This is a genomic window from Deinococcus aestuarii (assembly GCF_018863415.1).
Taxonomy (GTDB): domain Bacteria; phylum Deinococcota; class Deinococci; order Deinococcales; family Deinococcaceae; genus Deinococcus; species Deinococcus aestuarii.
Window position 1 is genome coordinate 185,913 of record NZ_JAHKSN010000005.1, and the last position, 26,681, is coordinate 212,593.

General features: G+C 70.1%; 20 protein-coding genes. 9 read left to right on the top strand and 11 right to left on the bottom strand.

Features of this window, described 5'->3' with window-relative positions:
* The first annotated feature begins 75 nt into the window (after positions 1 to 75).
* The 3 genes from IC605_RS09425 to IC605_RS09435 all read left to right on the top strand — a co-directional run bounded on the left by IC605_RS09425 (position 76) and on the right by IC605_RS09435 (position 3,125).
* Entirely contained in the window at positions 76 to 1,032 is a 957-nt protein-coding gene (locus IC605_RS09425) for a tripartite tricarboxylate transporter substrate binding protein (protein ID WP_216322319.1), read from the top strand.
* A gap of 93 nt (positions 1,033 to 1,125) precedes the next feature.
* Positions 1,126 to 1,581, top strand: coding sequence for a tripartite tricarboxylate transporter TctB family protein (locus tag IC605_RS09430; protein ID WP_216322322.1), 456 nt, complete (start codon positions 1,126 to 1,128; stop codon positions 1,579 to 1,581).
* The gene (locus tag IC605_RS09435; RefSeq protein WP_216322325.1) at positions 1,578 to 3,125 is read left to right on the top strand and encodes a tripartite tricarboxylate transporter permease; all 1,548 of its coding nucleotides are present in this window, start codon (positions 1,578 to 1,580) and stop codon (positions 3,123 to 3,125) included. Before IC605_RS09430 ends, IC605_RS09435 begins: the two co-directional genes overlap by 4 nt.
* Positions 3,126 to 3,225: 100 nt before the next feature.
* On the opposite strand, the gene IC605_RS09440 is transcribed toward IC605_RS09435, so the two are convergent.
* From IC605_RS09440 to IC605_RS09465, 6 genes are all read right to left on the bottom strand, one after another.
* Positions 3,226 to 3,462: a hypothetical protein gene (locus IC605_RS09440; RefSeq protein WP_216322328.1), complete on the bottom strand. Its 237-nt coding sequence runs from the start codon at positions 3,460 to 3,462 to the stop codon at positions 3,226 to 3,228.
* A 235-nt stretch (positions 3,463 to 3,697) separates the two neighbouring features.
* Positions 3,698 to 4,198 (bottom strand): Na+/H+ antiporter subunit E, encoded by a 501-nt coding sequence (locus IC605_RS09445; RefSeq protein ID WP_216322330.1) that lies wholly within the window; start codon positions 4,196 to 4,198, stop codon positions 3,698 to 3,700.
* An 87-nt stretch (positions 4,199 to 4,285) separates the two neighbouring features.
* Positions 4,286 to 4,930 (bottom strand): YqhA family protein, encoded by a 645-nt coding sequence (locus IC605_RS09450; protein WP_246580626.1) that lies wholly within the window; start codon positions 4,928 to 4,930, stop codon positions 4,286 to 4,288.
* A 74-nt stretch (positions 4,931 to 5,004) separates the two neighbouring features.
* Positions 5,005 to 5,688, bottom strand: coding sequence for an aquaporin (locus IC605_RS09455; RefSeq protein ID WP_216322335.1), 684 nt, complete (start codon positions 5,686 to 5,688; stop codon positions 5,005 to 5,007).
* Between the two features lie 376 nt (positions 5,689 to 6,064).
* Positions 6,065 to 6,637, bottom strand: a complete 573-nt coding sequence (locus IC605_RS09460; RefSeq protein WP_216322338.1) for a YtxH domain-containing protein — start codon at positions 6,635 to 6,637, stop codon at positions 6,065 to 6,067.
* A gap of 105 nt (positions 6,638 to 6,742) precedes the next feature.
* Complete coding sequence (locus IC605_RS09465; RefSeq protein WP_216322340.1) at positions 6,743 to 7,696, bottom strand: PRC and DUF2382 domain-containing protein; 954 nt, start codon at positions 7,694 to 7,696, stop codon at positions 6,743 to 6,745.
* A gap of 420 nt (positions 7,697 to 8,116) precedes the next feature.
* Between IC605_RS09465 and IC605_RS09470 the strand changes: the two genes are divergently transcribed.
* Both IC605_RS09470 and IC605_RS25370 read left to right on the top strand, forming a co-directional pair.
* Entirely contained in the window at positions 8,117 to 8,815 is a 699-nt protein-coding gene (locus IC605_RS09470; protein ID WP_216322343.1) for a hypothetical protein, read from the top strand.
* A 133-nt stretch (positions 8,816 to 8,948) separates the two neighbouring features.
* Positions 8,949 to 11,978 (top strand): DUF2382 domain-containing protein, encoded by a 3,030-nt coding sequence (locus tag IC605_RS25370; RefSeq protein ID WP_216322346.1) that lies wholly within the window; start codon positions 8,949 to 8,951, stop codon positions 11,976 to 11,978.
* A 168-nt stretch (positions 11,979 to 12,146) separates the two neighbouring features.
* On the opposite strand, the gene IC605_RS09480 is transcribed toward IC605_RS25370, so the two are convergent.
* From IC605_RS09480 to nirB, 3 genes are all read right to left on the bottom strand, one after another.
* Positions 12,147 to 12,980 (bottom strand): uroporphyrinogen-III synthase, encoded by an 834-nt coding sequence (locus tag IC605_RS09480; RefSeq protein ID WP_216322349.1) that lies wholly within the window; start codon positions 12,978 to 12,980, stop codon positions 12,147 to 12,149.
* Positions 12,959 to 13,312, bottom strand: a complete 354-nt coding sequence (gene nirD, locus IC605_RS09485) for a nitrite reductase small subunit NirD (RefSeq protein ID WP_216322353.1) — start codon at positions 13,310 to 13,312, stop codon at positions 12,959 to 12,961. Before nirD ends, IC605_RS09480 begins: the two co-directional genes overlap by 22 nt.
* 68 nt (positions 13,313 to 13,380) lie before the next feature.
* On the bottom strand, positions 13,381 to 15,954 hold the full coding sequence (nirB, locus tag IC605_RS09490; RefSeq protein ID WP_216322356.1) for a nitrite reductase large subunit NirB: 2,574 nt from the start codon (positions 15,952 to 15,954) through the stop codon (positions 13,381 to 13,383).
* A 216-nt stretch (positions 15,955 to 16,170) separates the two neighbouring features.
* Here nirB and IC605_RS09495 point away from each other — a divergent pair, with 216 nt between their 5' ends.
* Complete coding sequence (locus IC605_RS09495) at positions 16,171 to 18,300, top strand: molybdopterin oxidoreductase family protein (RefSeq protein WP_216322359.1); 2,130 nt, start codon at positions 16,171 to 16,173, stop codon at positions 18,298 to 18,300.
* 54 nt (positions 18,301 to 18,354) lie between these two features.
* On the top strand, positions 18,355 to 19,590 hold the full coding sequence (locus tag IC605_RS09500; RefSeq protein ID WP_216322362.1) for an MFS transporter: 1,236 nt from the start codon (positions 18,355 to 18,357) through the stop codon (positions 19,588 to 19,590).
* 156 nt (positions 19,591 to 19,746) lie between these two features.
* Here the strand turns inward: IC605_RS09500 and IC605_RS09505 are convergent, their stop codons facing one another.
* Positions 19,747 to 21,075 carry a dicarboxylate/amino acid:cation symporter gene (locus tag IC605_RS09505; protein WP_216322365.1) on the bottom strand — a complete coding sequence of 443 codons (1,329 nt, stop codon included), beginning with the start codon at positions 21,073 to 21,075 and terminating at the stop codon, positions 19,747 to 19,749.
* A gap of 356 nt (positions 21,076 to 21,431) precedes the next feature.
* On the opposite strand from IC605_RS09505, the gene IC605_RS09510 reads away from it, so the two are divergent.
* Both IC605_RS09510 and IC605_RS09515 read left to right on the top strand, forming a co-directional pair.
* On the top strand, positions 21,432 to 23,021 hold the full coding sequence (locus IC605_RS09510) for an ATP-binding protein (protein ID WP_343216564.1): 1,590 nt from the start codon (positions 21,432 to 21,434) through the stop codon (positions 23,019 to 23,021).
* Complete coding sequence (locus IC605_RS09515; RefSeq protein ID WP_216322368.1) at positions 23,018 to 23,677, top strand: response regulator; 660 nt, start codon at positions 23,018 to 23,020, stop codon at positions 23,675 to 23,677. The genes IC605_RS09510 and IC605_RS09515 overlap by 4 nt, the downstream gene beginning before the upstream one ends.
* A gap of 1,266 nt (positions 23,678 to 24,943) precedes the next feature.
* On the opposite strand, the gene IC605_RS09520 is transcribed toward IC605_RS09515, so the two are convergent.
* On the bottom strand, positions 24,944 to 26,530 hold the full coding sequence (locus IC605_RS09520) for a subtype B tannase (RefSeq protein WP_216322370.1): 1,587 nt from the start codon (positions 26,528 to 26,530) through the stop codon (positions 24,944 to 24,946).
* Positions 26,531 to 26,681 lie beyond the last annotated feature (151 nt).

Genomic DNA, 26,681 nt, shown 5'->3' on the forward strand with positions numbered 1-26,681 from the left:
GCGCACAACCATAAGAGAGCTTCATCTTGTGGCGGTGCCCCCGCCCGGCAGCCGAGCCGGACCCAGGAGACGCCTATGAAGAACGTGCTGCCGCTCGCCCTGACCACCCTCGCCCTCGGTTCGCTTGCCGCCGCGCAGAATTTCCCCACGAAGGGGCTGAACTTCATCGTGCCGTGGTCGCCGGGCGGGTCGGCCGACCTGACCTCGCGGGCGCTGGCGTCGGCGATGAGCCGGCCGCTGGGGGAAAACGTGACGGTCGTGAGCCGCACCGGGGGCGGCGGGGCCATCGGGCACCTCGCCATCTCACAGGCCAGGCCCACCGGCTACGACATCGGCATGGGCACGCTGGAGATGGTGATTCCCGCGTGGAGCAAGCAGTCGGGCCTGACCATCGACAACTTCACGCCGATCAGCCTCGTGAGCGTCAACCCGGCGGCGATCACGGTCGCCAAAAACTCGCCCTTCAAGACGGTGGGCGAGCTGGTGGCGTTCGTCAAGGCCAATCCCGGCAAGCTCAAGGCGTCGGGCACGGCCAAGGGCGGAAGCTGGGACATGGCGCGGGCGGGCTTTCTCCAGACCATCGGCGTCAAGGACAGCGCCTTGCCGTGGGTGCCCGCGCAGGGCAGCGCCGCCGCCATTCAGGAACTCCTCGCGGGCGGCGTGGACGTGATCACGGTGAGCGCGTCGGAGGTCAACAACCTCCTCAAGAGCGGCGAGGTACGCACCCTGGCGGTGATGGCCGACCGGCGGCTGCCCGACCACCGGGACATCCCCACCCTCAGGGAGTCCGGCATCAACTGGTCGTTCGGCTCCTTTCTCTCGGTCGTGGGACCCCGCCGCCTCTCCGCCGACGTGGTGACGAGGATCGACGCGGCGGTCAAGGCCGGGATGCAGGAGCCCGAGTTCAGGAAATTCATGACGAACGCGGGCTTCGGCATGAACTACCTCAACCCCGCCCAGTTCCGCCTCTTCCTGAACCAGCAGGCCGCCAAGATGCGGCAGGTGCAGGCCTTTATCGACGCCGACAAGTAGGCCCGGGCCCGGGGCGGGGAGTGTGACGCGAACAGTGGCGCAGGCACTCCCCGCCCCCCCGTTTCCGACCTCGCACGTCACGCTGGAGACGATATGGAACAGCAGGAACACCCCTACTGGGAACTGGGCCTCAGCCTCTTCTTGATATTCGTCGGGATCGCCGTCTGGGTGCTCAGCGCCTCCTTTCCGCGCCTCGACGACGGCACGCCTGGTCCCTCGCTCTTTCCCCGGCTGATCGGCGCCGGAATGGTGATCGGCGGGACCGTGCTGGTCTTCTCGGCCGTGGGGGACCTGCGCGGCCGCGTCGCCACGCTGCCCTTCGTGGAGTCGCGCGCCGGGCTGCTCAAGGTGGTCGCCACGGTCGCCATCACGGCGGCGGTGCCCTTCGTGATGCCGTTCATCACGCTGGTGGGGGGGGCCGCCCTCGCCGCCGTCCTCTTCGCCCTCCTGATCGGGACGGACCTGCCGCGCGCCCTGGGGGTCGGCCTCGTGACCGCCGTGATGGTCTACGGCGTCTTCGGCAGGCTGCTGGGAGTGCCCCTGACATGACGGACCTCTTCAGTTGGCAGGCCCTCGTCGCCCTGATCCTGGGCAGCCTGTTCGGCGCCGTGTTCGGGGCGATCCCCGGCCTGACGGCCACGCTGGCGCTGAGCCTCTTCGTGCCGCTGGCGCTCTTTCTCGACCCCAGCCTCGTGCTGCCCGCCGTGATCGGGATTTCCACGGCGGCGATCTTCGCGGGGGACATCGGCTCGATCACGGTGAAGATTCCCGGCACCGCCGCCTCGGCGGCCTACAGCGACGAGATCAACCGCATGGGCAAGGGCAGCATGGGCTTTGCGATGGGGGTGGCGACCCTGCCCTCGGCGGTCGGGGCGATCATCGGCGTGGCGATCCTGATGGCCGGGGCGGGGGTGCTCGCGCAGTTCGCCAAGCAGTTTTCCTCGTTCGAGTACTTCTGGCTCGCCGTGCTGGGGCTGGTGGCGGGCGTGTTCGCCACCCAGGGCAAGCTGGTCAAGGGCGCGCTCTCGCTCGGCATCGGCGTCTTGCTCTCGACGATGGGCCTGGACCCCACCCTGGGCTTCGCGCGCTTCACCTTCGGCTCGCCGGAGCTGCTCAGCGGCGTGAACTACGTGGTCGCCCTGATCGGCCTCTTCGGCATCGCCGAGCTGCTGGAGCAGGCGTACAAGGGCGTGGTGAAGACCCAGGCGGTCGCCACGCCGGAGGAACTGAGCGCCCAGCGCCGCCGCCTCGGGCACGACTACTGGGTGCGGCCCACCCGGCTGATGCTGCGGCAAAAGGGCGCGATGGTGCGCTCCTCGCTCGTGGGCACGGCGGTCGGCTTCCTGCCGGGGGCGGGGGCGGACCTCGCCGCGTGGCTGTCGAGCAGCCTGGAGCGGATGCGCAGCCGCAAGGCCCACATGACGCCCGCCGAGCGGTCGAATCTCGAGGAGGTCGTCGTGCTGGCGGGCACCACGTCCAACAACGCCGCCGTGGCGGGGGCCTGGATTCCGGCGATGGCGCTCGGCATTCCGGGCGACACCCTGACCGCCATCGTGCTCGGCGTGTTCCTGATCGCCGGGATCACGCCGGGGCCGCAACTGTTCACCCAAAACCGCGACCTCGTGAACCAGATCTACCTCGCCTTCGCGGTCGCCAGCGCCCTGCTGATGCCGATCATGGGCCTGCTCGCGGCGTACGGGGCCGGGTACATCACCCGCATCCCCTTCCGGCTGCTGATGGGCTTCATCCTGGGGCTGACGGTGGTGGGGGCGTACGCCATCAACAACAACCCCTTCGACATCTGGGCGATGCTGGCCATGGGACTGTTCGGCTTCCTGCTCAAGCGGGGCGGCTTTCCGCTCGCGCAGGTCGTGCTCGGCATGGTCCTCGGGCCGCTGCTGGAGCAGAACTTCATGGTCAGCGTGATCAAGGTCCACTGGAACCTGGCGAGCTTTTTCGAGCGCCCGGTCGCCCTGATCCTGATGCTCGCCACCCTGCTCGTGATCGTCTTCGGCGTGCGGATGAACCGCCTCTACCGCCAGTCCGCGGCGGGCCCGGCGCCGGACGTGGACCGCCCGGTGGGTTCGGCCTAGCCCTCCCCGGACGGGCCCGGCGCCAGGCGGGACGGCGCCGGGCCCGTTTCCCGCCGGCGTCGTCTGCCTGGAGGGACGCCGGACCCTGGCCCACTGACCCTCAGCCGATCCGCTGCATGTCGGTGGTGTAGCGCCGTTTCAGCCTCAGGCAGAGGTCGGTGGCGTGGAGCCCGGTGAGCACCACGTCGAGCTGGTAATAGGCGTCCTCCCCGAAGAGGACCGGCCTGGGGGCGAATTTTTGCCGAAGGACGGTCCCCGAGGGAGCGCTGCCCAGCAGGGAGCAGAGTTCGTCTCGCGCCTCGGCGACCGCATCCACGAAGATCCGGTAGGTGACCATGCCGCAAGTTACCCGTGCCCGAATGACATCCTTCTGACAGGCCCTGCCCGCCATGACCCGCCCGCCGCCGGGGGCGGAGGCGGGGCGGCGATCCGCCGGGCGGGGGACGGCGGGTTCGGACCGCTGGCGCTGGGGGCGGGCGCGAAGGGGGGCTTTCGGCCGCCCGGGTCACCCGCGAGGCGCCCCTGCCCGTGCTGACGGCCCACCCCGCGCTGCCGGAGGGCGGGGCCTGCGCTCACGTCCCGGCCTCCGGGCGGCCCGGCGGGCGGTCGAGGACGCGCAGCACGTGGTCTTCGACCCTCTGGATGGCCTCGCGGGCGGCCTGCGCGCTCGGCGTGCCGATGGCGTGCGCGTAGAGGACCCGGCGGTCGTCACTGAAGCCCAGGGCGACCGTGCCGGGCATCAGGGTGATCACGGCGGTCAGCAGCGTGAGGGCCGCGTCCCCCTGCACGCGCAGCGGCACCGCCACGATCATGGGGCGCAGGGGCGGGCGGGGCCGCAGCGCGAAGAGCGCGACCTGCACGTTCGCCACCGTCAGTTCGCGCAGGAAAAATCCCAGAAACGAGAGCGCCGCCGCGACCCGGCGCACGTACCCCCCGGTGCCCAGCACGCGCGGAAACACGGCCAGGATGGCGAAACCCAGCAGCGAGCCGACGGCGAGTTCCCGCAGGCTGACCTCCCCGGCCAGAAGGGCCCACACCACCGCGAGGAGCACGTTGAGCGCCAGTCCCTGCATTCGAGGTCTCCTTGGCGTGGGGCGCCCGTGTGCCGCGCCCGGGAAAGTGACCGTCCCGGTGAACCCGGCCCCGGGTGGGGGCGGCGCTCACCCGCCGCTGCTCTGGGTCCGCCCCTCCACCTCGTCCTGGCTGATGACGTGCTGCTCGGTGTCTTCCTCGAACAGTTCCTTCTTGGCGCGCGCCGTCACGTCCGGGCTCTTCTGCTGCTGCGCCTCCTTGGCCTGGTGGCTGTGCCGCTGGAAGAACACCAGCGCCGCCACCACCACCGCCAGCGCCGCGCCGAACTGCAAGGTCTCCAGCGGGTCCTCCCAGCGGACGAAGTGCTCCAGAAAGGTCACGCCCAGGATGACGATGACCACGCTGACGATCTTGTCCTCGAGGTCGTTGAGGGTCTCGATGCCCAGGCTGACGGTGAGGTTGAGGGGCGCGATGAAGAGGCTGTAGAGCCCGACGCCGATGATGTAGAACACGACCGCCTTGAGCATGGTGCTGACGATCTCCAGAAAGACGAGGGTGAGGTTGGCGGCGTTGAACTGCAAGTCGGCGACGGCGGCGGCGGCGTTGACGATGCCGGTGAGGGCCTGGATGACGCCGATCAGGAAGAGGGCGGCGGCGACGAGCAGTACGGAGATCACGGCCAGCAGCACGATGAAGCGCGACTGCCCGATGAAGCGGCTGAAGGGGGTCGGCGGGCGCCCCCCCTGGGACTCGGGTTCGGAACGACGGACCATCATGAGGCTCCTTGGCCGGGCGAATTGGGCACACCGGAGAGGGGGGAGAGGACGTCGGCCAGGTGCACGCGCGCCTACCCCAGGTCCCGGGAGTCGTGGACGGGTCGGGCGACGACCTCCTGGCGGTCACGCTCCTGCGCTCCTTCGGGAGCCAACGAGCGGGCCAGCAGGGCGGCGAGGGCCCCGGCGACGAGCGGCGCGGCGAAATAGATGAGGTTGACGAACACAGGGCCCCTCAGCAAATTCCCGGCCAGCAGCACCAGGGCGATGGCCGGATTGAGCACCCCACCGCTGCTGGGTCCCGCGATGGCGATGCCCACCGTCAGGGCGATCCCGATGGCGAGGGCGCTCGCCTCGGGGGCGGCCTTCGCCATCACCACCCGGACGACCACGAACACCAGGAGGGCCGTGCCCAGCAGCTCGAACCACAGCGCGTTGCCGTGGGCGCCCGCCACGGGGAGCCGGCGGTCCACCAGTTGCCCGAAGCCCAGGGCCAGGAACGCGCCCAGCACCTGCGCCACGAAGTACACCAGCCCCTCGCGCAGGGGAAACAGCCGCGCGGTGATGAGCCCGAGGGTCACCGCCGGGTTGAGGTGCGCGCCGGAGACCTGTCCGAGGGCGATCACCATGACGAGCAGGGTGGCCCCGACCAGGGCGAAGGTGAGGCCTGGGGGCGAGAGCAGGGCGGCGATCACGAGGAAAAAGGTGCCTACGACCTCGGCGACGAAGCGCCGGGAGAGGTTGGGAGAGGCGGTCATGGTTCAGGGTCCTCCTGTAGGAGTGGGATGCGGGCCGGGCTCTCGTCGTCCAGCCGGTCGAAGGTCGCGCGCCTGTGGTCGCCGAGGCCCATCCTCGAAGTGTGGGGCGGTCGCGCGAGGGTGCCCGCCCCGGAGGTGCAGCTCGACTTGTCCTGACCGCTGAGGAACGCGCCGGAGCGGCACACCTTGCCAGCGGTCATCCGATTCGTTCTCAGGAGAGGCCGAGTTGCAGGATGTCGAGGTAGTCCAGGCCCAGCAGCACCCCCACCAGGAGGAGCAGGGCCAGAATGAGCCACAGCCAATGAGCCACAGCCACGAGGGGCGGCCCTTGGGTCCTTTCAATCGGGTCATGGCCCGGTCCTTTCGGGGAAGGAGGCTAGTGGCGCCTGGAGTCGTCGCGTAGATCGTCGGCCGCCCGTTGTGCGTCCCGCCTCAGGTCCTGCGCGCTGTCCTGAGCCTGATGCTGGAGGTCGCGCAGCTTGTCCCCGGCCTGATCGGCGGCCTTCTCCCCGGCTCGGCGGCGTTCACCCCCGGCGTCTCGCAGGGCATCCCGGGGATCGTCGCCGCGCATCACGTCGGACACGGCGTCTTTTGCGGCGTCCCCGGCGCGGGCGAGGTGGCCCTCGAGTCCGGGACTGACCTGCCTCAGGAGCCCCCGAATCCGGTCCCTGAAGGACGGATTGCTGCGGTACAGAGCGTAGGCCACGCCCGCGAGGAGCACGAGCCCCCACGGAAAACCGCCCCCGCCTCTGCGTTCGTGCTGGAGCCGCTCCATCTGGGCCTCCAGGCGATGCAGGTCCTGTTGATGCCGGGCGAGGGTGGCGGCGAAGTTCGCCTGCGTCTTGGCGAGGCCCCTGGCGGCCCCCGCGCTCATCTGACGTTCGAACTGCCGCCCGACGTCCTGGGCAGCCTCCTTGAGGTCGTGGGCCTGTTCTTCGAGATGGGTCATGACCATTCCTGTCCCGCCGCTGCCCCGGCTTATCCCTGGGCGATCCGGCGGCCTTGAAAAGAGGGCCGAGGAGGTCTCCCGCCCCGGGCTTGGTGCCTGGTGGAATCAGCGGCGGTCGGTCTTGCCGCCCCCGGGGTCAGCGGCATCCTTGACCGCATCCCCCGCGCGGTCGAGGGCGCCCTTGCCGTCCATCGTCACGGAGCGGTCACCCGCCTGCCCGGCCACCCGATCCCCCATGTTCAACTTCACGTCGCCGGTCTTCTCGACGTTCAGCACCTCGCGGCCCACCATCTCGGTGACCTGCTGGGTGTCGGTGACGGTGCGCTTGCCGATCTCCACTTCCTCGGTGACGAACGCCTGCTTCCCGACCCGCGCCCGCTCGGCCTCCAGGTCCACCCGCAGGGCCTCGCTCGCGGCGCCCAGGGTGACGTTGCCCTCCACCGGGCGGGGGTCGGTGACGGCGTGGCGCTCGATCACGACCTCCTCGCGTTGCAGGGGCACCGTCACCGTCTCCTGCCGGGTCTCCACCCGTTTGCCGATCTCGACCTGCCCGGCCACGTAGCGCTGCTTGTTCACCAGCAGCCGCTCTTCGAGCAGTTGCAGCCGCTGCGGGGCACGGAACATCGTGTCGTTCTCATCGTCGCGGTAGTTGTATCGCTGCTCCGCACCCTGCCCGGTCATGCCGACCGTCCCCGCGTAGCCCGTCCCCCGCAGCACCCGCTCGTCGGTGGTCTGTTGCTCACGGCCGTACTCGCGCCCCACCTCATAGACGTTCAGGTTCTTGACCTGATCCCTCGTCAGCGAGTCGAAGTACACCGCGTCGTCCTCGATGCGGGCCATCCCGACCGGCATCAGCACCTGCTTGGAGGCGAACCAGCCGCCCACGTCCACGATCAGGTACCGCAGGCGACCGCCGTCCTCGGCCATCGCGCCCTTCACGGTCCCGACCTTCTCGCCGCCCGCCGCGTAGGCGGTCGCGCCGGTGGGGTCGTGGTACCCCGTGCCCAGGTCGTAACTGCGCTCCCTTGCCAATTGATCTACCCGTGTGAGTCCCGCCATCCGAGAACCCCCTTTGTGACAGCCCCTATCCATGAGGTTGCTCCCCAGCGTGTACGACCTCCGGCCCCCTCCCCTAAGAGCCGCCTAAAGAATCTTGATTCACCTCGATCCTTCAATGTTGAGTAAACCGGAGGGCCTGAAGCGGAGCTTCATCAGGGGGATCTCATCAAGAGAAAAGCGACTCTGACGTGCATTCTCGCCGGGGCCATCCACCCGCCCTGCCATCCGGGAATGGGTGGATGACCACGAATCGGCCGGGAGAGGGTGAACGGCAGGGCTGGATGTGCCCCGTCTTGAATTCAGGTTGAGGCTGCACGGCGTGGCGGCAGGGAACGGACACTGCCCTTCACCAGGGGATCATCTGGGCCGAACCGCGCCCGGCCACCCACCTGGAGGGGTACCGACGGGAAGGCGACATGCTTGCCCCTGCCCCGCCGGGGTGAAAGGACGCGATCCCTGGGCACCCTGCCCCCCCTGCTGACCCTGGCACAACTGCGCGAGCCTGGGACGCTCGGTCAGGACCTGGTGACGGCCGCCCGCCGCCACGTGGGGGCGGCCGGATTGGAGCAGACCGCCTCGCTCGAACGTCTGCTGCGGGTGTGCCGGGAGCAGGCGGCGGTGGGCACCGCCCTGCGGTCCCTGGCCTGGGCGCTGGGCCGGATGGGGGACGGCGGGGACGGGGAGGCCGGGGCCCGCGCCACCCTGCTGGCCGCGCTGAACACCCAGCTCGAACTGGCGGCCCGGATTGAGGCGGTGCTGGCGGACGCCCTGCGGGACGTCACCTCGACCCCGGCGGTCTTCATCAGCGCCGCGGCCCTGCAAGAGATCGAGCAGGACGCCAAGGGACAGCTCCAGACGCTGAAATCGCTCTTTCACGAGGCCCGGCGCTACGGGCGCACCCCCGAGCAGCAGCAGGAGTTCGAGCGCCTGGGGCAGGGGATGCAAGAAGCCCTCGACCGCGCCGAACAGGACGAGGCGGCCGGGCGCGCCGAGACCCTGGGCGTGATCATCGCCGAAGCGACGGCGCAACTCGTCAAGCTGCCCGGGATGCCGACCCCGGCCCTGACCGAGACCCTGGAGCGCATCGCCGCCGAGCTGCGGGCCAAGGCAGCTCGGTAGGCAGGAACCGGACCACCCGCTCAAGGGCGGATGAACGCCGGGCCACCGCTGATCTGACAGGTCCCTTGATTTCTAAAGAGGGTTGAAACGTTCCGCGATCCAGCTCGCCCGCGAAGTTCAGATACTGCCCGGCATGGGTTTTTTCACACTTCTGTTGCACCGGGGCCTGGCCCTGGTGGGGCTGACGGCCGGGCTGGCGCTGGCCCAGAGCGGTTGCGTGCTTCCAGACGGACCCCTGCCCGAGCGTTCCCGCTACGTGGTCATGCTCGACGTGTCGGGGTCGATGGTGGGCAAGGGCGACGGCCGGTTCGACATCTTCGGGCAGGTTGAGCGCGAACTGGGCCGTTTCCTCCAGCAGAGCACGAGCACCGTTCGGCTGGTGACTTTTTCGCGCGGCGTGGAGGCCAGCCGCGATTTTGAATATCCCACCCAGAAGGCCGAGTTGCAGACCTACCTGAACACCCTGAAGCCCGACGGCACGCACACCTACCTCTACCGCTCCATGCAGCGGGTCTTTTCCGGGCTCACCCGGGACCCCAGCCTCGCCACCACCGTCTACGTGCTCACCGACGGCAACGACAACGACCCCGGGCGGGTGAGCCTGCAAGGCGCGCTCGCCACCTTCGAGAAGAGTCGGGGAGAGTTCGACAAGCTCTATTACATCGGGCTGGGCACCGACATTCCGCAGGCCGCCGAGACCGCCTTCGACGCCACCTCGTACGCCCGCACGCTGGAGGTGCCGCCCAGCATCATCCCCCAGCTCGGGGGCTTCGGGCTCCTTCCGGCGCTGCTGGAACTGTCCAAGGGCAAGCTGACCCGCAGCGGCAGGTTGGGCGAGGACGTGCGGCTGGAGCTGGACAACTCGCGCTTTCCCGGACTGAAGCTCGGCCAGGGCCGTCTGGCGGGGGGCGAGCGCCTCCTGACCCTGACGGTGGATCCGGCCCGGCCCGGCACTCCCGAGGCCGCGGCCCTGCTGTGCGTCGAGGGCGCTGGCCTCTCGCAACGGGCCCTGGTCCGGCCCGGCCGGGAGGTGCTGGCAGGGGGCGGCCCCAGTGCCGGGGCAGGAAGCCCAGGTGCAGGAGGTCCAGGGACGGGCAGCCCGGCGGGACAGGCGGGGTCCGGCCCCTCCGCGACCGGCCGTCTGCGCCTCACCCTGCTCAACCCCGAGGGCAACCGGGTCTTGAGCCCCGGCGAGGAGACCACGCTGCGCTACCGCGTGGGGGGCCCGGCGGGCGGACGGGGACTGGTGAACTTCGGGACCCTGCCTGAGGGGCTGGAAGCAACGGTGAATGGCCGGCCCCTGAACGGACCGGTCCCGGTGACGGCCGGAGACACGCTGGCGCTGACCCTGCGCAGCACGGGGCTGCCCGGGGGCCAGGCGGTGAGCATCGCCCCCACCCTGGACGGCCAGGCCGCCCGGGCGCAGCAGGTTTCCGCAACAGGTGCGAACGGGAGCCCTGCCCCGGGGCCCTTGGCCGGGAGCGCGGGCGCCCGCGGGACCGCCGAATCCCTCCGCCTGGTCCTGCTCAACCCGGGGGCGAACCGCTCCCTGGCGCCCGGCGAGGAAACCACCCTGAACTACCGTCTCCAGGGCCCGGCCGGTCAGAGCGGGCAGGTAGCTTTCGGCAACCTGCCGGACGGCCTGGAGGCCACCGTGAACGGCCAGCCCCTGACGGGACCTCTCACCGTGCAGGTCGGCGACACGGTGGCGCTGACCCTGCGCAACCGGGGCCTGCCCGGCGGTGAGGCGATGAGCGTCACCCCAAGCGTGGACGGCCGGGCCGCCGAGCCCCAGCAGGTCACCGGGCGGGCGGCCGCCGGTGACCCGGCGGGAACGGCCGCGACCGGAGGGACGACCCCGGCCCCGGGCACCGGGACGCCCGGCGACACCGCCGCGGCGAGCCCGTTGCGCCTGGTGCTGCTCAACCCGGGGGCGAACCGCTCCCTGGCCCCTGGTGAGGAAACCACGCTGAGTTACCGCCTTCAGGGCCCGGCCGGGCAGAGCGGGCAGGTGGACTTCGGGGCCTTGCCGGACGGCCTGGAGGCCACCGTGAACGGCCGGCCCCTGACGGGACCTCTCACCGTGCAGGTCGGCGACACGGTGGCGCTGACCGTGCGCAACGCGGGGCTGCCCGGGGGCGGGACCGCCACCCTGACGCCGACCCTGAACGGGCAGGCGGCCCAGCCCCAGCAGGTGACGGCCGCCACTCCGGGCGCGGCCGCGGGCACTGCCCCTTCCACGGGTCAGGTCCCGGCGGCCGGACCGGTCGTGCTGCTGAACCCCGAGGCCAGGCAACCCCTCGCGCGCGGGGAGAGCACCGTGTTGCGCTACCGGGCGGAGGGGGCCCCGGCCACCGTGCGGCTCGGCGAGACCCCGGCGGGGACCTCGGTGGCCTTCGAGGGCCAGCCGGGCAGCACCCTGACCGTGCCTGCGGGCGGCGAGTTCGGCGTGCGGGTGACGAACACGGGGCTGGGCGGCGGGCAGGCGGTGAGCCCGGACGTGCGGGCCGCCGGGGTGCCCCTGAACGTACCCACCATCACCGGGGCGCGGGCGGGCTTTGACCCCGGCTGGCTGGGGTTACTCGGCCTGCTGGGATTGCTGCCGCTTGTCGTCCGCCGCGCCGCGCCCCGCGTCCTGTCGGTGCCGGTCGGTCCGGCGCCCGCCGGATCCCCCCCCGTGGTCACGGCGCCCACCCCCGTCGCTCCCAGCAGCCCTCCGGTCGACACGGCCCCGGCGGGCGCCGCGCCCGACCGGCTCCAGCTTCTCGAAGAACGGCTTGCGGTGGACAAGACGCGGGTCAAGGTGGGGGAGGTGGAGATCGGCAAGCGGGTCGAGACCCGGACTGAGCAGGTCGAGGTGCCCCTGACGCGCGAGGAAGCTTATATCGAGCGCCACGCCGTCGCCGACCCCCGGCCGGTGGAGGACGCGGTGCTGGGAGTTCAGCCGGAGGCGTTGCGGGTGGACCTAGAGGCCGAGCGGGCCCAGGTGGAGAAGCGGGCCTACGTCGCCGAGGAGGTGGAGGTCAGCAAGCGCACGACCACCGAGCAGCGGACCTTCACCGAGACCGTCGGGCGGGAGGTGCTGGACGTGCGGCCCGAGGGCGACGTGACCGTTGTAGACGGGGAGGACGTGGATGAGGGGTCATCCCCCCGGCGCCGCTGAGCCGTGACTTCAGAGCGCAGGGGCCACCACGCCCCTGCCGCTTCTGTCTGGAAGGGCCGTGCCACGCCGCTACGCCCAGACTGCGTACCCCATGCTCCGTACGCTGCGCAGCACCCGGTAGGCCCCTTTCTGCCGAAGTTTCTCGCGCAAGTTCGCCATGTGCACGTCCTACCCCGCCCGGCTGAGCCTTCCCCGCAACAGCCCCGGCCCATGTTCGGCGGCGGTGCGGACCAGAATGCCCATCTTGTGTGGATTGGCTTCCAGGTCGATGCGCACTCCCAGTTCGGCTGCGCTCTCGCTGCACGCGGGACCGATGCTCACGACGATCATGCGGCCCAGGGCAGCGCGCACCTCGGCCTCCAGCCGCAGCCGCTCGGCGAACTTCAGGAAGTGCAGGAGCTGGGTGCCGCTGGACAGGAGCAGGATGTCCTGCCCGCCCAGGGCCGTATCACGGACGGCGAGGCCCAGCGGCGCCGTGTCGTGCGGGAAGGTGCAGCGGTAGACGGGCACGCTGGTCACGCGCAGGCCCGCCTGGGAGAGCGTGCGGAGCATGGCCTGAGGCGTCGGGTCGCCGTATTCGAGGATGACGGCGTGCTGGCCGGGTTTCAGCGTCTCCAGCAGGTGATCCTGAATCTCATGCCAGGTGTGTGGGCGCGGCACGATGATTCCGGTCAGGCCGAAGGTCTTGAGCGCCTGGGTAGGCTTGTTCCCCCGTGCGACGAGGGGCACGTCCTTCAACTTCTCCAGATGCCGGGGGTCTCGCGCCGCCAGGTCCCGCAGGAACATCTTCGTTCCCACGCCCGTCATGCAGGCGACGGCGTGAATGTCGCCCGCCGCCAGCCCCGCCTCGAACTTCGTCAGGTGGGCGCTCAGGTCGAGTTTCTGTTCCCTCATGCTGGGGGCGACGGTCGCCTCCCCGCCGTACTTCTGAATCAGGGTCGTCATCTCGTCGGCGCGGCGCGACTCCAGGCTCAGGACCCTCAGCCCCGCGAACCAATCCACACGTCACCGCCTTCCACCCGCACCGCGTAGGTGGGCACCATGACCGCCGGATCGTCCAGGCTGACGCCCGTCTCCAGGTCGAAGGCGTGCTTGAGGAGGGGAGAGGCGACCTTGAGCGTGTCGCCCTTGCTGCCGGTCAGGCCACGCGAGAGCACGTTCGCGCCCGTGAAGGGGTCACGGTTGCCGAGGGCGAAGACGCGCCCGGCGATGTGGAACACGGCGACCTGCTCGCCCTGCACGAGGGCACACACGCCGGTCCCCGGCAGGATATCGCCCAGGGCACACACACGCGTCCAGGTCTGTTCGGAGGGGGGAGTCAGGGTCAGGGTCATGGGGGGGCTCCTTCGGGGGGAGGTCGTGGGGTATGGGAAAAGAGGGAGTCTTCCTGCACCCCGGCTTCTCAGTCGTCCCCGCCCGCCATCGGCAGGGGAGTCAGCTCGTGCTCGAACGCTGGGCGAATCTGGCCGCGTTCGTCCACCCACTGGATGGCGTTGTCGCGGGCGTCACTGTTGATGAAGGTGCGGAAGCGGGTCAGGCCCTCGGGGTCGGCGAGCGCGACGGCCCACTCGTCGAAGTAGGTGTCCACGTGCTGGGACATCGCCGCGTCGAGGTCGGCGCAGATGCCCAGCGTGTCGTCCATGATCACGGCCTTGAGGTAGTCCAGGCCGCCCTCCAGGTTCTCCAGCCACGTGCTCGTCCGCTGGAGGCGGTCGGCGGTGCGCACGTAGAACATCAGGAAGCGGTCAATCGTGCGGATCAGCGTTTCTTCGTCCAGATCGGCGGCGAGGAGGACCGCGTGTTTTGGTGTCACCCCGCCGTTGCCGCCGACGTAGAGGTTCCAGCCCTTCTCGGTGGCGATCACGCCGAAGTCCTTGCCGCGCGCCTCGGCGCATTCGCGGGTGCAGCCGGAGACGCCCGACTTGATCTTGTGCGGGGAGCGCAGACCCCGGTAACGCAGTTCCAGCCTCACCGCGAGGCCGGTCGAATCCTGCACCCCGTAGCGGCACCACGTCGAGCCGACGCAGCTCTTCACCGTTCGCAGGCTCTTGCCGTAGGCGTGCCCGCTCTCGAAGCCCGCGGCGATCAGGTCGCCCCAGATCGCGGGGAGGTCGTCGCGCTGGGCGCCGAGGAGGTCGATGCGCTGCCCGCCCGTGATCTTGCAGGCCAGGCCGTACTTCCTGGCGACGGCGCCTATGGCGATCAGGCCGTCCGCCGTGATCTCGCCGCCCGGCACACGCGGCATCACCGAGTAGGTGCCGTTCTTCTGGATGTTCGCCAGGAAGGCGTCGTTCGTGTCCTGAAGCTGGGCGTGCTCGGCCTTGAGGACGTACTCGTTGTGCAGTGTCGCCAGGATGCTCGCCACGGCGGGCTTGCAGGTCTCACAGCCCAGCCCGGTGCCGTGGGCGCTCAGCACCTCGTCCCAGGTGCGGTGGCCCTTCACCTTGATGAGGTTGAAGAGTTCCTGGCGCGAGTGCGGGAAGTGCTCGCAGAGGTGGTTGGTGACCGTCTCGCCGAGTCGTCGCAATTCCGTCTGGAGGAGGCTGTGCATACTCGGCACGCAGCCCCCGCAACCCGTCCCCGCCCCGGTGCACTTCTTCAGGCCCGCCACGTCACGGCAGCCGCCCTCGATGGCTTCGACAAGGGTATTCGTGCGGACGTTCTCGCAGGAGCAGACGAGGGCGTTCGCGCTGACCGGGAGGGCTTCACCTCCGGGCAGAGGCGGCACGATCAGCGTCTCGGGCGGGACCGTGAGCGGCGTGCTCGAAAGCGCGAGGTCGAGCAGGGCGCCATAACGGGCCGTGTCGCCGACAAGCAGACCACCCAGCACGCGCGTCCCGTCTGGGCTGAGGACCAGCTTGGAATACGTGCCGCGCACGTTGTCGCTCAAGCTCACCGAGCGCGAGTCTGGTGTCTGCCCCTTCGCGTCGCCGAACGAACCGACCTCCACGCCGAGCAGCTTGAGCTTGGTACTGAGGTCCGCACCGACGAATTTTGCGTCCGTGGGCCCGCTCAAGTCCAGGTCCGCGAGGAGGCTCGCCGCCGCCACCTTCGCCATCGCATAGCCGGGGGCGACGAGGCCGTAGACCCGCCCGTTATGGAGGGCGCACTCACCGACCGCGTAGACGGCGGGGTCGCTCGTCACGCAGCGGTCGTCAATCTGGATGCCGCCGCGTTCCCCGACCGTCAGGCCGCACGCGCGGGCGAGGTCGTCGCGGGGCCGGATGCCCGCCGAGAAGACCACGAGGTCCGTCTCCAGCCGCGACCCGTCCGCGAAGGCGAGGGCGGTCACGCGGCCCGAGGCGTCCGTGCTGACCTCACTCGTCGCCCTGGAGACGTGCACGCCGATGCCCCTATCCTCGATGATCCGTCTCAGCAGCGCGCCGCCCTCCGCGTCGAGCTGGGCGGGCATCAGGTGGGGGGCGAACTCGACCACGTGCGTCTCCAGCCCCAGCTTGCGGAGTGCCCCGGCAGCCTCCAGCCCGAGCAGCCCGCCGCCGATCACGGCCCCGACGCGCGAGGTCCGGGCGGCAGTACGAATCGCGTCGAGGTCATCCAAGGTGCGGTACACGAAGCAGCCCGACGCGTCCTTGCCGGGAATGGGCGGCACGAAGGGGAAGGAGCCGGTGGCGAGGACGAGCGCGTCGTAGGCGAGCGTCTGTTCCCCAGCCTTGCCTGTGACGGTGACGGTCCTGGAGTCGCGGTCCACGGCGGTCGCGCGGCCCCAGGCCACGGTTACGCCTTGGCCCTCGTACCCGGCGTCGGTGGCGAGGGAGAGGTCGGGGCGGTCGTCGTCGAAGTGGGCGCTCAGGCGAACGCGGTCGTAGGCGAGCCGGGTCTCCTCGCTGATCACGGTGATGTTGAGGGCGTCCGCTCCAGCGTGGGCGCGCAGGTTGTCCACGAGGCGGTGACCGACCATGCCGTTCCCGACGATGACGACGTGGGGGAGTTGAGTCTGGGGGGTGGGTTGAGTCATGGGGTCCTCCGAGAGGGCGGAACGAGGAAAGCCCGCCGCAACGTCACCATTGGGCGGGATGTAGTGCAGATTGTCAACGGTAAAAGGCCAGGTTGACCAGACGTTTTGGGCGGTTACGCAGTAAGTGGCCCACTTTTCTGCGATTTGTCTAAAATTTCGAGAACAGCCTGCAGATTTGGCCTTGACTCTCTCCTCGTCTCCTGCCAGGGTGCGCCCATGTCAAGCGCGCCCTCCCTCAGCCGCGACCCGTCCACGCGCGTGGTGCGGACGACCTGCCCGTACTGCGCGGTGCAGTGCAATTTCGACCTGCATATCGAGGAGAACCTGCCCGTCAAGGCGGCACCTACCAAGGAATGCCCCGTCGCCCACGGCACCGTCTGCAAGAAGGGTCTCTCCGCCCTGAACGATGTGCGCCACCCCGACCGCCTGACCCAGCCCCTGCTGCGGAAAAACGGCGAACTCGTGCCCGTGAGCTGGGCCGAGGCGCTGGCCTATGTCTCGGATGCGTTGCGGCCCCTGCTCACCACCCGCCCGGATGCGGTCGGCGTCTTCGGCAGCGGCGCCCTGACGAACGAGAAGACATACCTCCTCGGCAAGTTCGCCCGCCTGGCGCTACGCACCGCGAACATCGACTACAACGGGCGCTACTGCATGGCCTCGGCGGCGACGGCGCTTAACCGCACGGTGGGCTACGACCGGGGCCTGGGCTTTCCGCTGGACGACATGAGCACGAGCGACCTGATCCTGCTCGTGGGCGCGAACATCGCCGAGACGCTGCCGCCGGTCATGCAGTACCTCAAGGGGGCGCGGGACCGGGGAGCCGCCGTGTACTCCATCGACCCGCGCGCCACCTCGACGGCGAAGGTGGCCGGGCGTCACCTCGCCGTGCGCCCCGGCACCGACGGCATCCTCGCCCTGGGCCTGCTCCACCTGATGAAGACCTGGGGCCGCATCCGCCCGACCGCCCCTGCCCACGGCATGACCGAGGTGCTGTGGCAGGCGGACGATTACCCGCCTGCCCGCGTGGCGCACGAGTGCGGCATCTCAGAAGACGAACTGCTCACCCTCGCCCGCCTCTACGCCGACGCCCACAAGCCCCTGATCCTGACCGGACGCGGCCCCGAGCAGCACGCGCACGGCACCGACACCGTTCACGCCTACCTCAACCTCGCCTTTCTGACCGGGCACTTCGGCAAGCCGGGGGGCGGCTACGGCACGCTGACCGGGCAGGGCAACGGCCAGGGCGGGCGCGAACACGGGCAGAAGGCGGATCAGCTTCCCGGGGCGCGCAGCCTGCGCAATCCCAGGCACCGTGCGGAGATTGCCGCCCTGTGGGGCTGCTCGCCCGACGACCTGCCCCAGCCTGGCGTGAGTGCCCAGGAACTCCTCAACGCCTGCGGAGAGGCAGGCGGCATCGAGGCCCTGATCGTCCTGGGTTCAAATCCGGTCGTCAGCGCGCCGGGGGCGGGGCAGGTCCGCGAACGCCTGATGGCCCTCAACCACCTCATCGTCATCGACTTCCTGCCCAGCGAGACGGCGCAGCTCGCCACGCTCGTCCTCCCCGGCTCCATGTGGTGCGAGGAGGAGGGCACGACGACCAACCTCGAAGGTCGCGTCCAACGCCGACGCAAGGCGATCACCGCCCCCGGCGCGGCCCGCGAGGACTGGCGCATCCTGTGCGACCTCGCGGCGGCGGTCGGGCGGCCCCAGGGCTTCACCTACGCCACCTTCCGCGAGCTTCAGGACGAGTTCTTCCGGGTAACAAAGGGCGGCGTGGCCGATTACAGCGGCCTGAGCGCCGAACGCCTCGACCGCGCGAGTGCCCAGTGGCCGGTGCGGAGCGCGGACGGCCCCGACACCCCCTACGCCTACGCGCCGACGTACCCGACGCCGGACGGCCTCGCCCGGCTGCACGTCCCCAGCTTCCCGCCGCCCCCCGCGCCCCGGCAGCTCACCCTCACGACCGGGCGGCTGGGCAACCAGTACCAGAGCGGCACCCAGACCCGCCGCAACCCGGCCCTGCGCGCGAACCTCGAACTTCAGGTTCACCCGGAGACGGCCCGTGAGCGCGGCCTGAAACCCGGCGACCTCGCCCGCGTCACCACCCGGCACGGCACGCTCGACCTGCCGGTGGCGCTCAACCCCGGCCTGCGCCCCGACACCCTCTTTATGCCCTTCCACTGGGAGGCGAGCGCGAACCTGCTGACGAGTCCCGACCATCTGGACCCCCACTCGCGGATGCCCGCCTTCAAGGCGACGCCCGCCAGCCTCATGCCCGTTCCCGTCGCTGTCCTCGAAGTCCGCCCAACCCGAACCACCCCACTGGAGGGGGGAGTGCCCGTCTGACCCATCCCCTTCCGGCCTCTCCTCATCGCTCAGCACTCTTCCCGAGGTTCCCGTATGACCCAGCCTGCCAACATCCCCCTTCCCGCCCCCGCCCTCACCGCCGATGCCCGGCGGGTCGTGACCTGGAGCACCCTCGGCTTCACGCTGATGTTCGCCGTGTGGGTGATGTTCTCCATCGTGGCGCTGCCCATCCGCAAGCAGCTCGGGCTCACCGACGCGCAGTTCACGCTGCTCACCGCGATTCCGGTGCTCACGGGCTCGCTGCTGCGCCTGCCCGCCGGGCTGCTGGCCGACCGTCTCGGCGGCAAGAAGATGTTCCTGGCCGTGACGCTGGTGACCGCCGCCTTCTCGCTGGCGCTCTCGTTCGCGCAGGGATACGACACGTTGCTCGCGCTCGCCCTCGGGGTGGGGCTGGCGGGGGTGAGCTTCGCGGTGGGCAATGCCTGGATCGCGCAGTGGGTGCCCGCCTCGCGGCAGGGGCTCGCGCTGGGAACGTTCGGGGCGGGGAATGCGGGGGCGAGCATCACCAAGCTCGTCGCGCCCCTCCTGATCACGCTCGTGCCCGCCGGGCTGCTGATCCCGGGGGGTTGGCACTTCGTTCCCTTCGTGTTCGCGCTGATGCTCGTGCTGGCCGCACTTCTCACCGCCCGTTTGACCCCTGCCGACGCCGCTGTCCGTCCGCAGCGCACCCTGGCCGACTGGCTGCGGCCCCTGGGCAACGTGCAGGTGTGGCGCTTCGGGCTGTATTACGTGGTCTTCTTCGGCGCCTACGTGGCCCTCAGCCTCTTCCTGCCGAAGTATTACGTCGATCACTACGAGATTCCCCTCGCCGAGGCGGGCCTGCTCACCGCCCTCTTCATCTTCCCGGCGAGCCTGCTGCGGCCCCTCGGCGGCTACCTGAGCGACCGCTTCGGGCCGCGTGGGGTGACGGTCGCCTCCTTCGCGGTGATGCTGCTCGGCCTGCTGCCCCTGACCCGCGAACTGCCGCTCTCGACCTTCCTGCTGCTGACCACCGTCGTCGGAGTCGGCATGGGCGTGGGCAAGGCGAGCACCTACACGCTGGTCGCGCAGTGGTACCCGGGGCAGATGGGCGTGGTGGGTGGCCTCGTCGGGCTGCTGGGCGGTCTGGGCGGCTTTATCCTCCCGCTGACCTTCGCGGCCCTCAAGCCCTCGTTGGGGGCGCAGGCGGCCTTCATCACCCTGCTCGTCGTGACGCTCATCAGCACCGCGGTCTTCGTGGGGAGCATGTTGCGGCTGCGGGCCCTGGGGCGGCGGCCCAGCTTCGCGTAAGACAGAGGCCATAACGGAGCGGAGGACCGGGCGGCTGTTCTCTGGCCCCCTGCCTCACGCTCCTCCGCGCTTGTTGCAAAAGGGTCGGGCGCTGAGGGCAGCGTGGACGCGGACACGAAGTCGATCAGGGGGGCGCCTGCCTTGGGCTGGCTGGGCTTACGCGGGCAGCGGCCCGTCGATCTGGCGGCCCTCTCCGCGTTCCTCGGCGAGCACCTCGGGGGTGATGGCGGGGAGGTGCTCGCCGTTCAGTGCCCGCTGGAGGCGGTTTTCGTCGATGGCGTTCTCGCTGCGGGCGATTACGAGCGCGGCGACCCCGTTGCCGACGAAGTTGGTCAGGGCCCGGGCCTCGCTCATAAAGCGGTCGATGCCCAGGATCAGCGCGAGGCCCGCGACGGGCACGCTGCCCACGGCGCTGAGGGTGGCCGCCAGGGTGATGAAGCCGCTGCCCGTCACGCCCGCCGCGCCCTTGGAGGTGAGGAGCAGGATGCCGAGCAACCCGAGCTGCTGCCCCAGGCTCAGCTCCGTCCCCGTGGCCTGCGCGATGAACATGGCGGCCATCGTGAGGTAGATGCTGGTGCCGTCGAGGTTGAAGGAGTACCCGGCGGGCACGACCAGCCCGACCACGCTCTTACTCGCTCCGGCGTGCTCCAGCTTGGTGATCAGCCGGGGCAGGGCGCTTTCGCTGGAGGAGGTGCCCAGCACGAGCAGGAGTTCTTCTTTGATGTAGCGGATGAACTTGAAGATGGAAAATCCGTAGGCGCGGGCGATCAGGCCCAGGACCCCGAACACGAACAGCAGGCAGGTGACGTAGAAGGCGACCATCAGGTAGCCGAGCTGGGCCAAGGACCCCACCCCGTACTTGCCGATGGTAAAGGCCATCGCCCCGAACGCCCCGACGGGAGCCAGGCGCATCACGAAGCCGAGGATCACGAAGACCGCGCTGTTGACGGCCTCGATGCCCGCCAGGATCGTCTCGCCCACTTTGCCCAGCCGCAACAGGGCAAAGCCGAACAGCACCGCGACGAGGAGCACCTGGAGGAGATCACCCTCGGTAAAGGCGCTGATCAGGGTGTCGGGGATGATGTGCAGCACGAAGTCCGCGACCGTGCGCTCGCCCGCCGCCTCGGTGTAGGTGGCGATGCTGCCCGTGTCGAGGGTGGCGGGGTCGATGTTCAGCCCCCGGCCCGGCCCCAACACGTTCACGACCACCAGGCCGATCACGAGGGCGAAGGTCGTGACGACCTCGAAGTACAGCAGCGCCTTGCCGCCGACCCGCCCCACCTTCTTCGTGTCGCGCATGTGGGCGATGCCGCTCACCACGGTCGCGAAGATGATCGGCGCGATGATCATCTTGATCAACTTGATAAAGCCGTCCCCGAGCGGCTTGAGCCCCTCACCAACTTTCGGGAACAGGAAGCCCAGCAGCACGCCCAGCACGATGGCGATGAGCACCTGGACGTAGAGGCTGCGAAACACTTTGGGCATAGGAATACCTCATGGGAGAGAAGGTGGCAGGACGGACGGCGACCGGGCGGCGCGGGCGTACGGACGAAGGGGGGCTCGGAAGCCCAGGATTGGGGCAGAAGTTTGTGCGGTCATGGTGGACCGGGGACCCTTCCCGGCCCGGTCGCCTGACTTCATCAAAGCTTCACTTCGCCGGAAACGACCCCCCAGCGCAGGAAATCCGAGCCCGCGCCATTTCTTTTTTGTCCGTACGGTGAACCAAACCCTGCGAGGTGTTCTGGAGGTCTGGCAAACTGCCCCTGGTGTTTCCCCACCCCGCTCCCACGGCTGCACCCTCTTCCACCCGTCCCCCGGCTCCTCTGAGCCTGGCGCGCGAGGTGGCCCTGCCGCATACGCCCCGCCTCCTGCGGGTCCAGTCGCGGCTCTTTCTCTCCATCGCCGCCGCTTTCATGCTGCTCGCCCTGCCGCTCGCGCTCCTCGCCTCGTCCAGCCTGCGCGGGGTGATCCACCGCACCTACGCGGACCGGGCCCTGCGGGAGTCGGGGCTCGTCGCCACCCTGCCCCCGGTGCGGTCCGCGCTGGAGGGGGACCCGGCGGCCCGCGCGAGCCTGAACGGGCTGATGGACAGGTACCGCACCCTGCTCGGCGCCGACTACATCGTCGTGACGGACCGCGAGACGCGGCGCCTGACCCACCCCAACCCCGCCCAGATCGGCGAGCGAATGGTGGGCGGCGACTTTGCCAGCTTCCTGGCGGGCCGCCCGGTGACCGAGACGGTGCAGGGCACCCTGGGGCGCTCGGTGAGAGCCAAGGTGCCGGTGGTGGACGAAGGGGGGCGCGTCCTCGGCCTCGCCAGCGTGGGGTTCTTGCTGCCGCGCCTGGGGGAGGTTTTCGAGGGGGTGGTGCGGGTCGCGCTGCCCTGGTACCTGGGCGCGCTCGCCTTTGCCCTGGGGCTTGCCTCGGTCCTCGCGCGGCGGGTGCGGCGGGAGATGCTCGACCTCGAACCCGAGCAGATCGCGGGCGGCCTGCTGCACTACCGCACGGTGCTGAACGCGCTCGAAGACGGCGTGCTCGTCGTGCGCGGGGAGCAGGTGCACGTGATGAACCCGCAGGCACGGACGCTGCTGGGAACGCAGCCGGGCGAGCTGCCCGTGCCGCTGGGCACCCTCCTCCCCGAGTTGCCCCCGGTGCTGGACGCGCCCGACCCCGATTCTCCGGTGCCCCTGACCGTCCGGGGTCGTCCCCTCCTCGTCGGGGTACGGCCTGCCCCGGACGGGGCGCAAGTGATCGTCCTGCGGGACCTGGCCCGGGTGCGCGCTCTGGCGGACGAACTCACCCAGGCGCAGCGCTACGCCGACCTGTTGCGCGCCCAGACCCACGAGTTCACCAACCGGCTGCACACGCTGGCCGGCCTGCTGCACCTGGGCGAGACGCGCGAGGCCCTGGCACTGATCTACGCGCAGGCCCAGCGGGGGGCCGAGCACCTGGGCGCCGTGCACTCGCTGCGGCCCGTGCGGCTCGCGGCACTTGTTCTCGGCAAGTTCGAGCGGGCCGCCGAGCGGGGCGTCACCCTCACCCTCGATCCCCTCACCGCCCTGCCCGACAGCCTGCCGCCCCCCACCCTCGACCTGATCGAACTGGCGGTGGGCAACCTCTTGGAGAACGCCTTTGAGGCGCTGGAGGGGAAGGCGGCGGGCGAGGTGCGCCTCCTGATCGCGCAGGACCCCGAGGGGATCGTCGTCGAGGTGCGTGATAACGGCCCCGGCGTGCCCCCGCACCTCGCCGCCACGCTGACCGGGCGCGGGGTGAGCAGCAAGGGACCGGGGCGGGGTGTGGGCCTCTCGCTGGTGCAGGCTCGCGTCGACGCCCTGGGCGCCACCCTCTTGCACGACCGGGTGACGGACTCGCAAGGACGAACCTGGACCCGCTTGACGCTCGAAGTCCCTCACCCAGAGGAAACGGGATGACCACGCCCCCCATCCGTACCCTGGTTGTCGAGGATGACCCCCGCATCGCCGCCCTGCACCGGGGGCTGCTGGAGAGCGCGGGCGGCTTCGAGGTGCTGGGCACAGCGGAGACGCTGCGGGTGGCGCGGGCGATGGCCCAGACCCTGCGGCCCGACCTGCTGCTCCTCGACGTTCACCTGCCCGACGGGCGCGGCCTCGACCTGCTGCGCGAGCTGCGTCTCCACTCCACGCGGGTGGACGCCGTCTTGCTCACCGCCGCCAGCGACACCCCGAGCGTACAGGATGCCCTCGCGCTCGGCGCCGCCGACTACCTCGTCAAACCGTGTTCCCCCGAGCGCTTCGCGCTGGCCCTCGACCGGGTGCGCGAGCGGGCGGCCCTCTGGAGGCAGGAGGCCGTGCGGCAGGGTCACCTCGACGCCCTGTTCCTGCGGCCCACCGCTCCCGCCTCCGGCCTTGACCCGGCTACCCTCGGGCGGGTGCGCGGCGCCCTGCGCGACGGTCTGCCCCGGACCGCGAGCGAGGTCGGGGGGCTGCTCGGCCTCAGCCGCGTGACGGCTTGGCGCTACCTCGAACACCTTGTCGTGGAAGGGGAGGCCGCCGCCGAGGCGGACGCGCGGAAGGTGGGAAGACCCGTGAAACGGTACCGGCGGGCGTAAAGGGGAGCGTCCGGATGGGAGTGGCGGAGGTCTCTGTCCCTGAGACCTTGCGGTTTTGGTCGACGTCCACCTGGTGCTCCTGCCCCGGCCCGCAGGCCCGGGAGCCTGGCGGCAGGACCTGCCGGGCTCGGCGGCGAGGAGGGCGGTCCGCACCACATCCTGGGAACCCCGCAGGGGTTGCCGGAAGCACGGATACGGCGAGGGGCATCCAGGCCACGACGGGCAGGGGCCGGACCGGCACCCCGGGCCCTCGGCCCTCCTTCATTCAGGGCCCGCCACTCGGGTGATGCGTGGGTCAGGGTCGCCCGCGCACAAGGCCGGCCTTCCAGGCGAATCCCCGGAAGGGCGCTGGGGACCGGGCCAGCCACGACACCGGGCTTCCTCCGGCCTTCCCGGAGCTGGCCCTTTCGCTTTCCAGTCCCCTGGCTTCGTCTGGAAGGCATTCACCGCAGGGCACGGATTCCGGCCTGGGGCCGGGACCCAAGCGCTGGAAAGATGCGCCGAGGGGGACGCTTGGCAGGTGCCCCGGCACGGCGACGCGCCTCCCGCAGGGCGCGGCGCGGGCAGGCGGTGGCGGCTCACCTCCCAGATTGGCGTGACGGGGGGCGGTCCTCGCCTTCGCCCACAGCTTGCTCCCGAATGTGGGGTCGTCACGCATCGAGAACGCGGCTTCACCTGGTCAGCGATGGCATGCCGACCGGTTCCGCGACCGGGCCATTCTCGTGCTGACGGCCTGAACCCGGGCTGGAAGCAGGCGACCCGTCGAGGCAGGTCGCGCCTTCGTTCGTCGGCCAAGGTCTCCGCCTGCCCCACGGCTGGCTGTGTGCAGGTGGAGAGGAGGTGAACAATCGTTCAGAGCACAGATGTATGCCGCTCCGGAGGGTCCTCGCAAGAGGACTGGTGGGAGTGACGCTGGAGGCCACCGAGGACGCGTGAGGGTGGTGCTGTGGCTCTCGCTTGAGCAGGCCACATGCCGCAGGGTCACCCTGAACGTGGGGCTGGAACGCCTCCTTCGACCCCGCAGAGACTCGACGGCCAAGCCAAGCATGTCCGGTTCGCGGCGCTGGATGTCATCCCAGCGCCGCAGTGCAGGAGGCAGGAACGGCACGTTCGGGTCGTCTTCCCCCCGCTGCGCACACCTCCTGCACCCGCGTCGTCTCCGTCGGGTAACGGGGCACTTGCAGCCCCCAGGCCCCTGCCGCCTCGCCGCGGCTCGTCTGCCACGCCCGACGCAACTGCCAGCTCAACGTTGGCCGGGCGGAGTGCTTACTGGGCGACGACCCGATCCATCCAGGCGAACAACTCGGTCAGGTCGTAGTCCCCGCTGTGGGGCACGTTCCAGGGGAGTGCCAGGTCCACGTCGTACCCGCTGCTGCTAAGCTTCGTCCCCAGGATCACCGGGATCGCCAGCGAGGTGTCGCGGTCCGCCGTGCCCTGCCGGATGCGCCAGTGCGCCGCCGTCTTCGTTCCGGGCGTGCCGATATAATTCATGGGATTCATCAGCCCCACCGTCTGGGCGTCCGCCTGGGTGGCCGTCACCGCCGTGTGTTGCTGGCTGTAGGCCGTGAAGTGCCGGGCATTCACGGTCCGGGTGCCGAACAGCTCATTTTCGGCGTTCTCCAGGCTCAGCCCGTCGAAGGCGGGTGGGGTCTTCTGCCGTCCGGCGGCTTTGACATAGGCGTCGAAGTCCACGGCCGTGACCCTGCCTCCCTGCATGGTCAGGTACGTGAAGCTGGACAGGTCGGTGCCCGCGTCCAGCGCGCGCTGCGCGGAGGCCTGCACCAGCGAGGCGACGTAGGTCTTGAAGCTGCCGTTCCCGGCTGCGTCGAGGTTCAGCACCGTGTCCCCGTTCCTCAGGGCCAGCCCGTTCAGATAGGGAGTGAACGCGGCCTTCAGATCGTTAGAGACATTGATCTGATCGGTGGTGAGAGTCCCGGGAATCTGGGTGCGCTGCACCTGGCCGCTGACCACCGTGATCTGCATCTTGGTGTAGTCGTTGACCCCGTTAAACTGCCATTCGTAGGCCGCGTCGGCGTGATCGAGGTTGGTGATTCCGGCGTAGTCGGAGACGGCGAAGATATCGTCGCGGGCCGGGGCTGCCCCCAGGGCCCTGAGGTACGGTTCGTAGTCGGCGTTGTTGCCGGTGGCGCCCAGCAGCGCCGAGAGCGCGCCGCCCGCGCTGGTGCCGTTGGAGATGATGCGCTCGGCGTTCCCGGGTATGCGTTGGTCGTTGTAGCGCAGGTAGCGCACGGCGGCCTTGAGGTCCACGATGGCGGCCGGGGCCTTGCCGACGTACTCGCCCGCCGCGTTCTTGCTGCTGCGACCACGTGCGCCGGGGGAGGCCACCACATACCCGCGAGAAAGCGCCGTCTGGATGGCGTTCGGAGCGCTGCTCGTGGTGCCGGAGGAGCTGCCTGCCGGGGCGCTCGCCGCTGCCGTGGTGGGGGTGGCCGCCGGGGTGTTGGCCGTGGTGGGCGCCTGACCCCCTGCCGCGAGGCCCATGCCGCCCAAACCGCCGCCCTCCACCGTGCCGGGCTGTGCGGGCAGGTAGCCACCGATCTGGTTGGGCAGGAAGATGGGGGCCGTCTGCGCCGTGTAGCTGCCGACGGCTTTGCCCTCGAAATACTCCTCGGGCACGTAAATGTTCATGATCTCGGTGGTGACGTCCTCCGGGCGCTGCACGTAGACGAGGTTCTCGTAAGCGCGGTAGCGCACCGCCTTGCCGTTCACGGTCGTGGTGCCGGAACGGTACGTCTGGCCGTCGAAGTTCAGGCTGTAGGTCTTCGTGCCCGTGATCATCGAGCAGGAGGAGAGCAGCGCGGAGCTGAGCAGACAAAAGTGGAGTCGAGACATCAGGAGAGGCTCCTCGGGCGAAAGGGTGAGTAGAACTCGGCGACGACAGATGGACGCGGCTGGGCTGAAATGAGTGCTCGAATTGCCCCGGTCACGCCCAGCCCCTAGCCTGCTTGGGTCCTGCGAAGATTCGGAGGAGAATTCGTTAAAG

Coding starts and splice junctions, on each gene's coding strand:
- nirD (WP_216322353.1), bottom strand. CDS start 13,312: ATGACCCTGACCCTGACTCCCCCCTCCGAACAGACCTGGACGCGTGTG.
- IC605_RS09515 (WP_216322368.1), top strand. CDS start 23,018: ATGACCACGCCCCCCATCCGTACCCTGGTTGTCGAGGATGACCCCCGC.
- IC605_RS09435 (WP_216322325.1), top strand. CDS start 1,578: ATGACGGACCTCTTCAGTTGGCAGGCCCTCGTCGCCCTGATCCTGGGC.
- IC605_RS09445 (WP_216322330.1), bottom strand. CDS start 4,198: ATGCAGGGACTGGCGCTCAACGTGCTCCTCGCGGTGGTGTGGGCCCTT.
- IC605_RS09430 (WP_216322322.1), top strand. CDS start 1,126: ATGGAACAGCAGGAACACCCCTACTGGGAACTGGGCCTCAGCCTCTTC.
- IC605_RS09425 (WP_216322319.1), top strand. CDS start 76: ATGAAGAACGTGCTGCCGCTCGCCCTGACCACCCTCGCCCTCGGTTCG.
- IC605_RS25370 (WP_216322346.1), top strand. CDS start 8,949: ATGGGTTTTTTCACACTTCTGTTGCACCGGGGCCTGGCCCTGGTGGGG.
- IC605_RS09455 (WP_216322335.1), bottom strand. CDS start 5,688: ATGACCGCCTCTCCCAACCTCTCCCGGCGCTTCGTCGCCGAGGTCGTA.
- IC605_RS09505 (WP_216322365.1), bottom strand. CDS start 21,075: ATGCCCAAAGTGTTTCGCAGCCTCTACGTCCAGGTGCTCATCGCCATC.
- IC605_RS09460 (WP_216322338.1), bottom strand. CDS start 6,637: ATGACCCATCTCGAAGAACAGGCCCACGACCTCAAGGAGGCTGCCCAG.
- IC605_RS09440 (WP_216322328.1), bottom strand. CDS start 3,462: ATGGTCACCTACCGGATCTTCGTGGATGCGGTCGCCGAGGCGCGAGAC.
- IC605_RS09520 (WP_216322370.1), bottom strand. CDS start 26,530: ATGTCTCGACTCCACTTTTGTCTGCTCAGCTCCGCGCTGCTCTCCTCC.
- IC605_RS09465 (WP_216322340.1), bottom strand. CDS start 7,696: ATGGCGGGACTCACACGGGTAGATCAATTGGCAAGGGAGCGCAGTTAC.
- nirB (WP_216322356.1), bottom strand. CDS start 15,954: ATGACTCAACCCACCCCCCAGACTCAACTCCCCCACGTCGTCATCGTC.
- IC605_RS09450 (WP_246580626.1), bottom strand. CDS start 4,930: ATGGTCCGTCGTTCCGAACCCGAGTCCCAGGGGGGGCGCCCGCCGACC.
- IC605_RS09500 (WP_216322362.1), top strand. CDS start 18,355: ATGACCCAGCCTGCCAACATCCCCCTTCCCGCCCCCGCCCTCACCGCC.
- IC605_RS09495 (WP_216322359.1), top strand. CDS start 16,171: ATGTCAAGCGCGCCCTCCCTCAGCCGCGACCCGTCCACGCGCGTGGTG.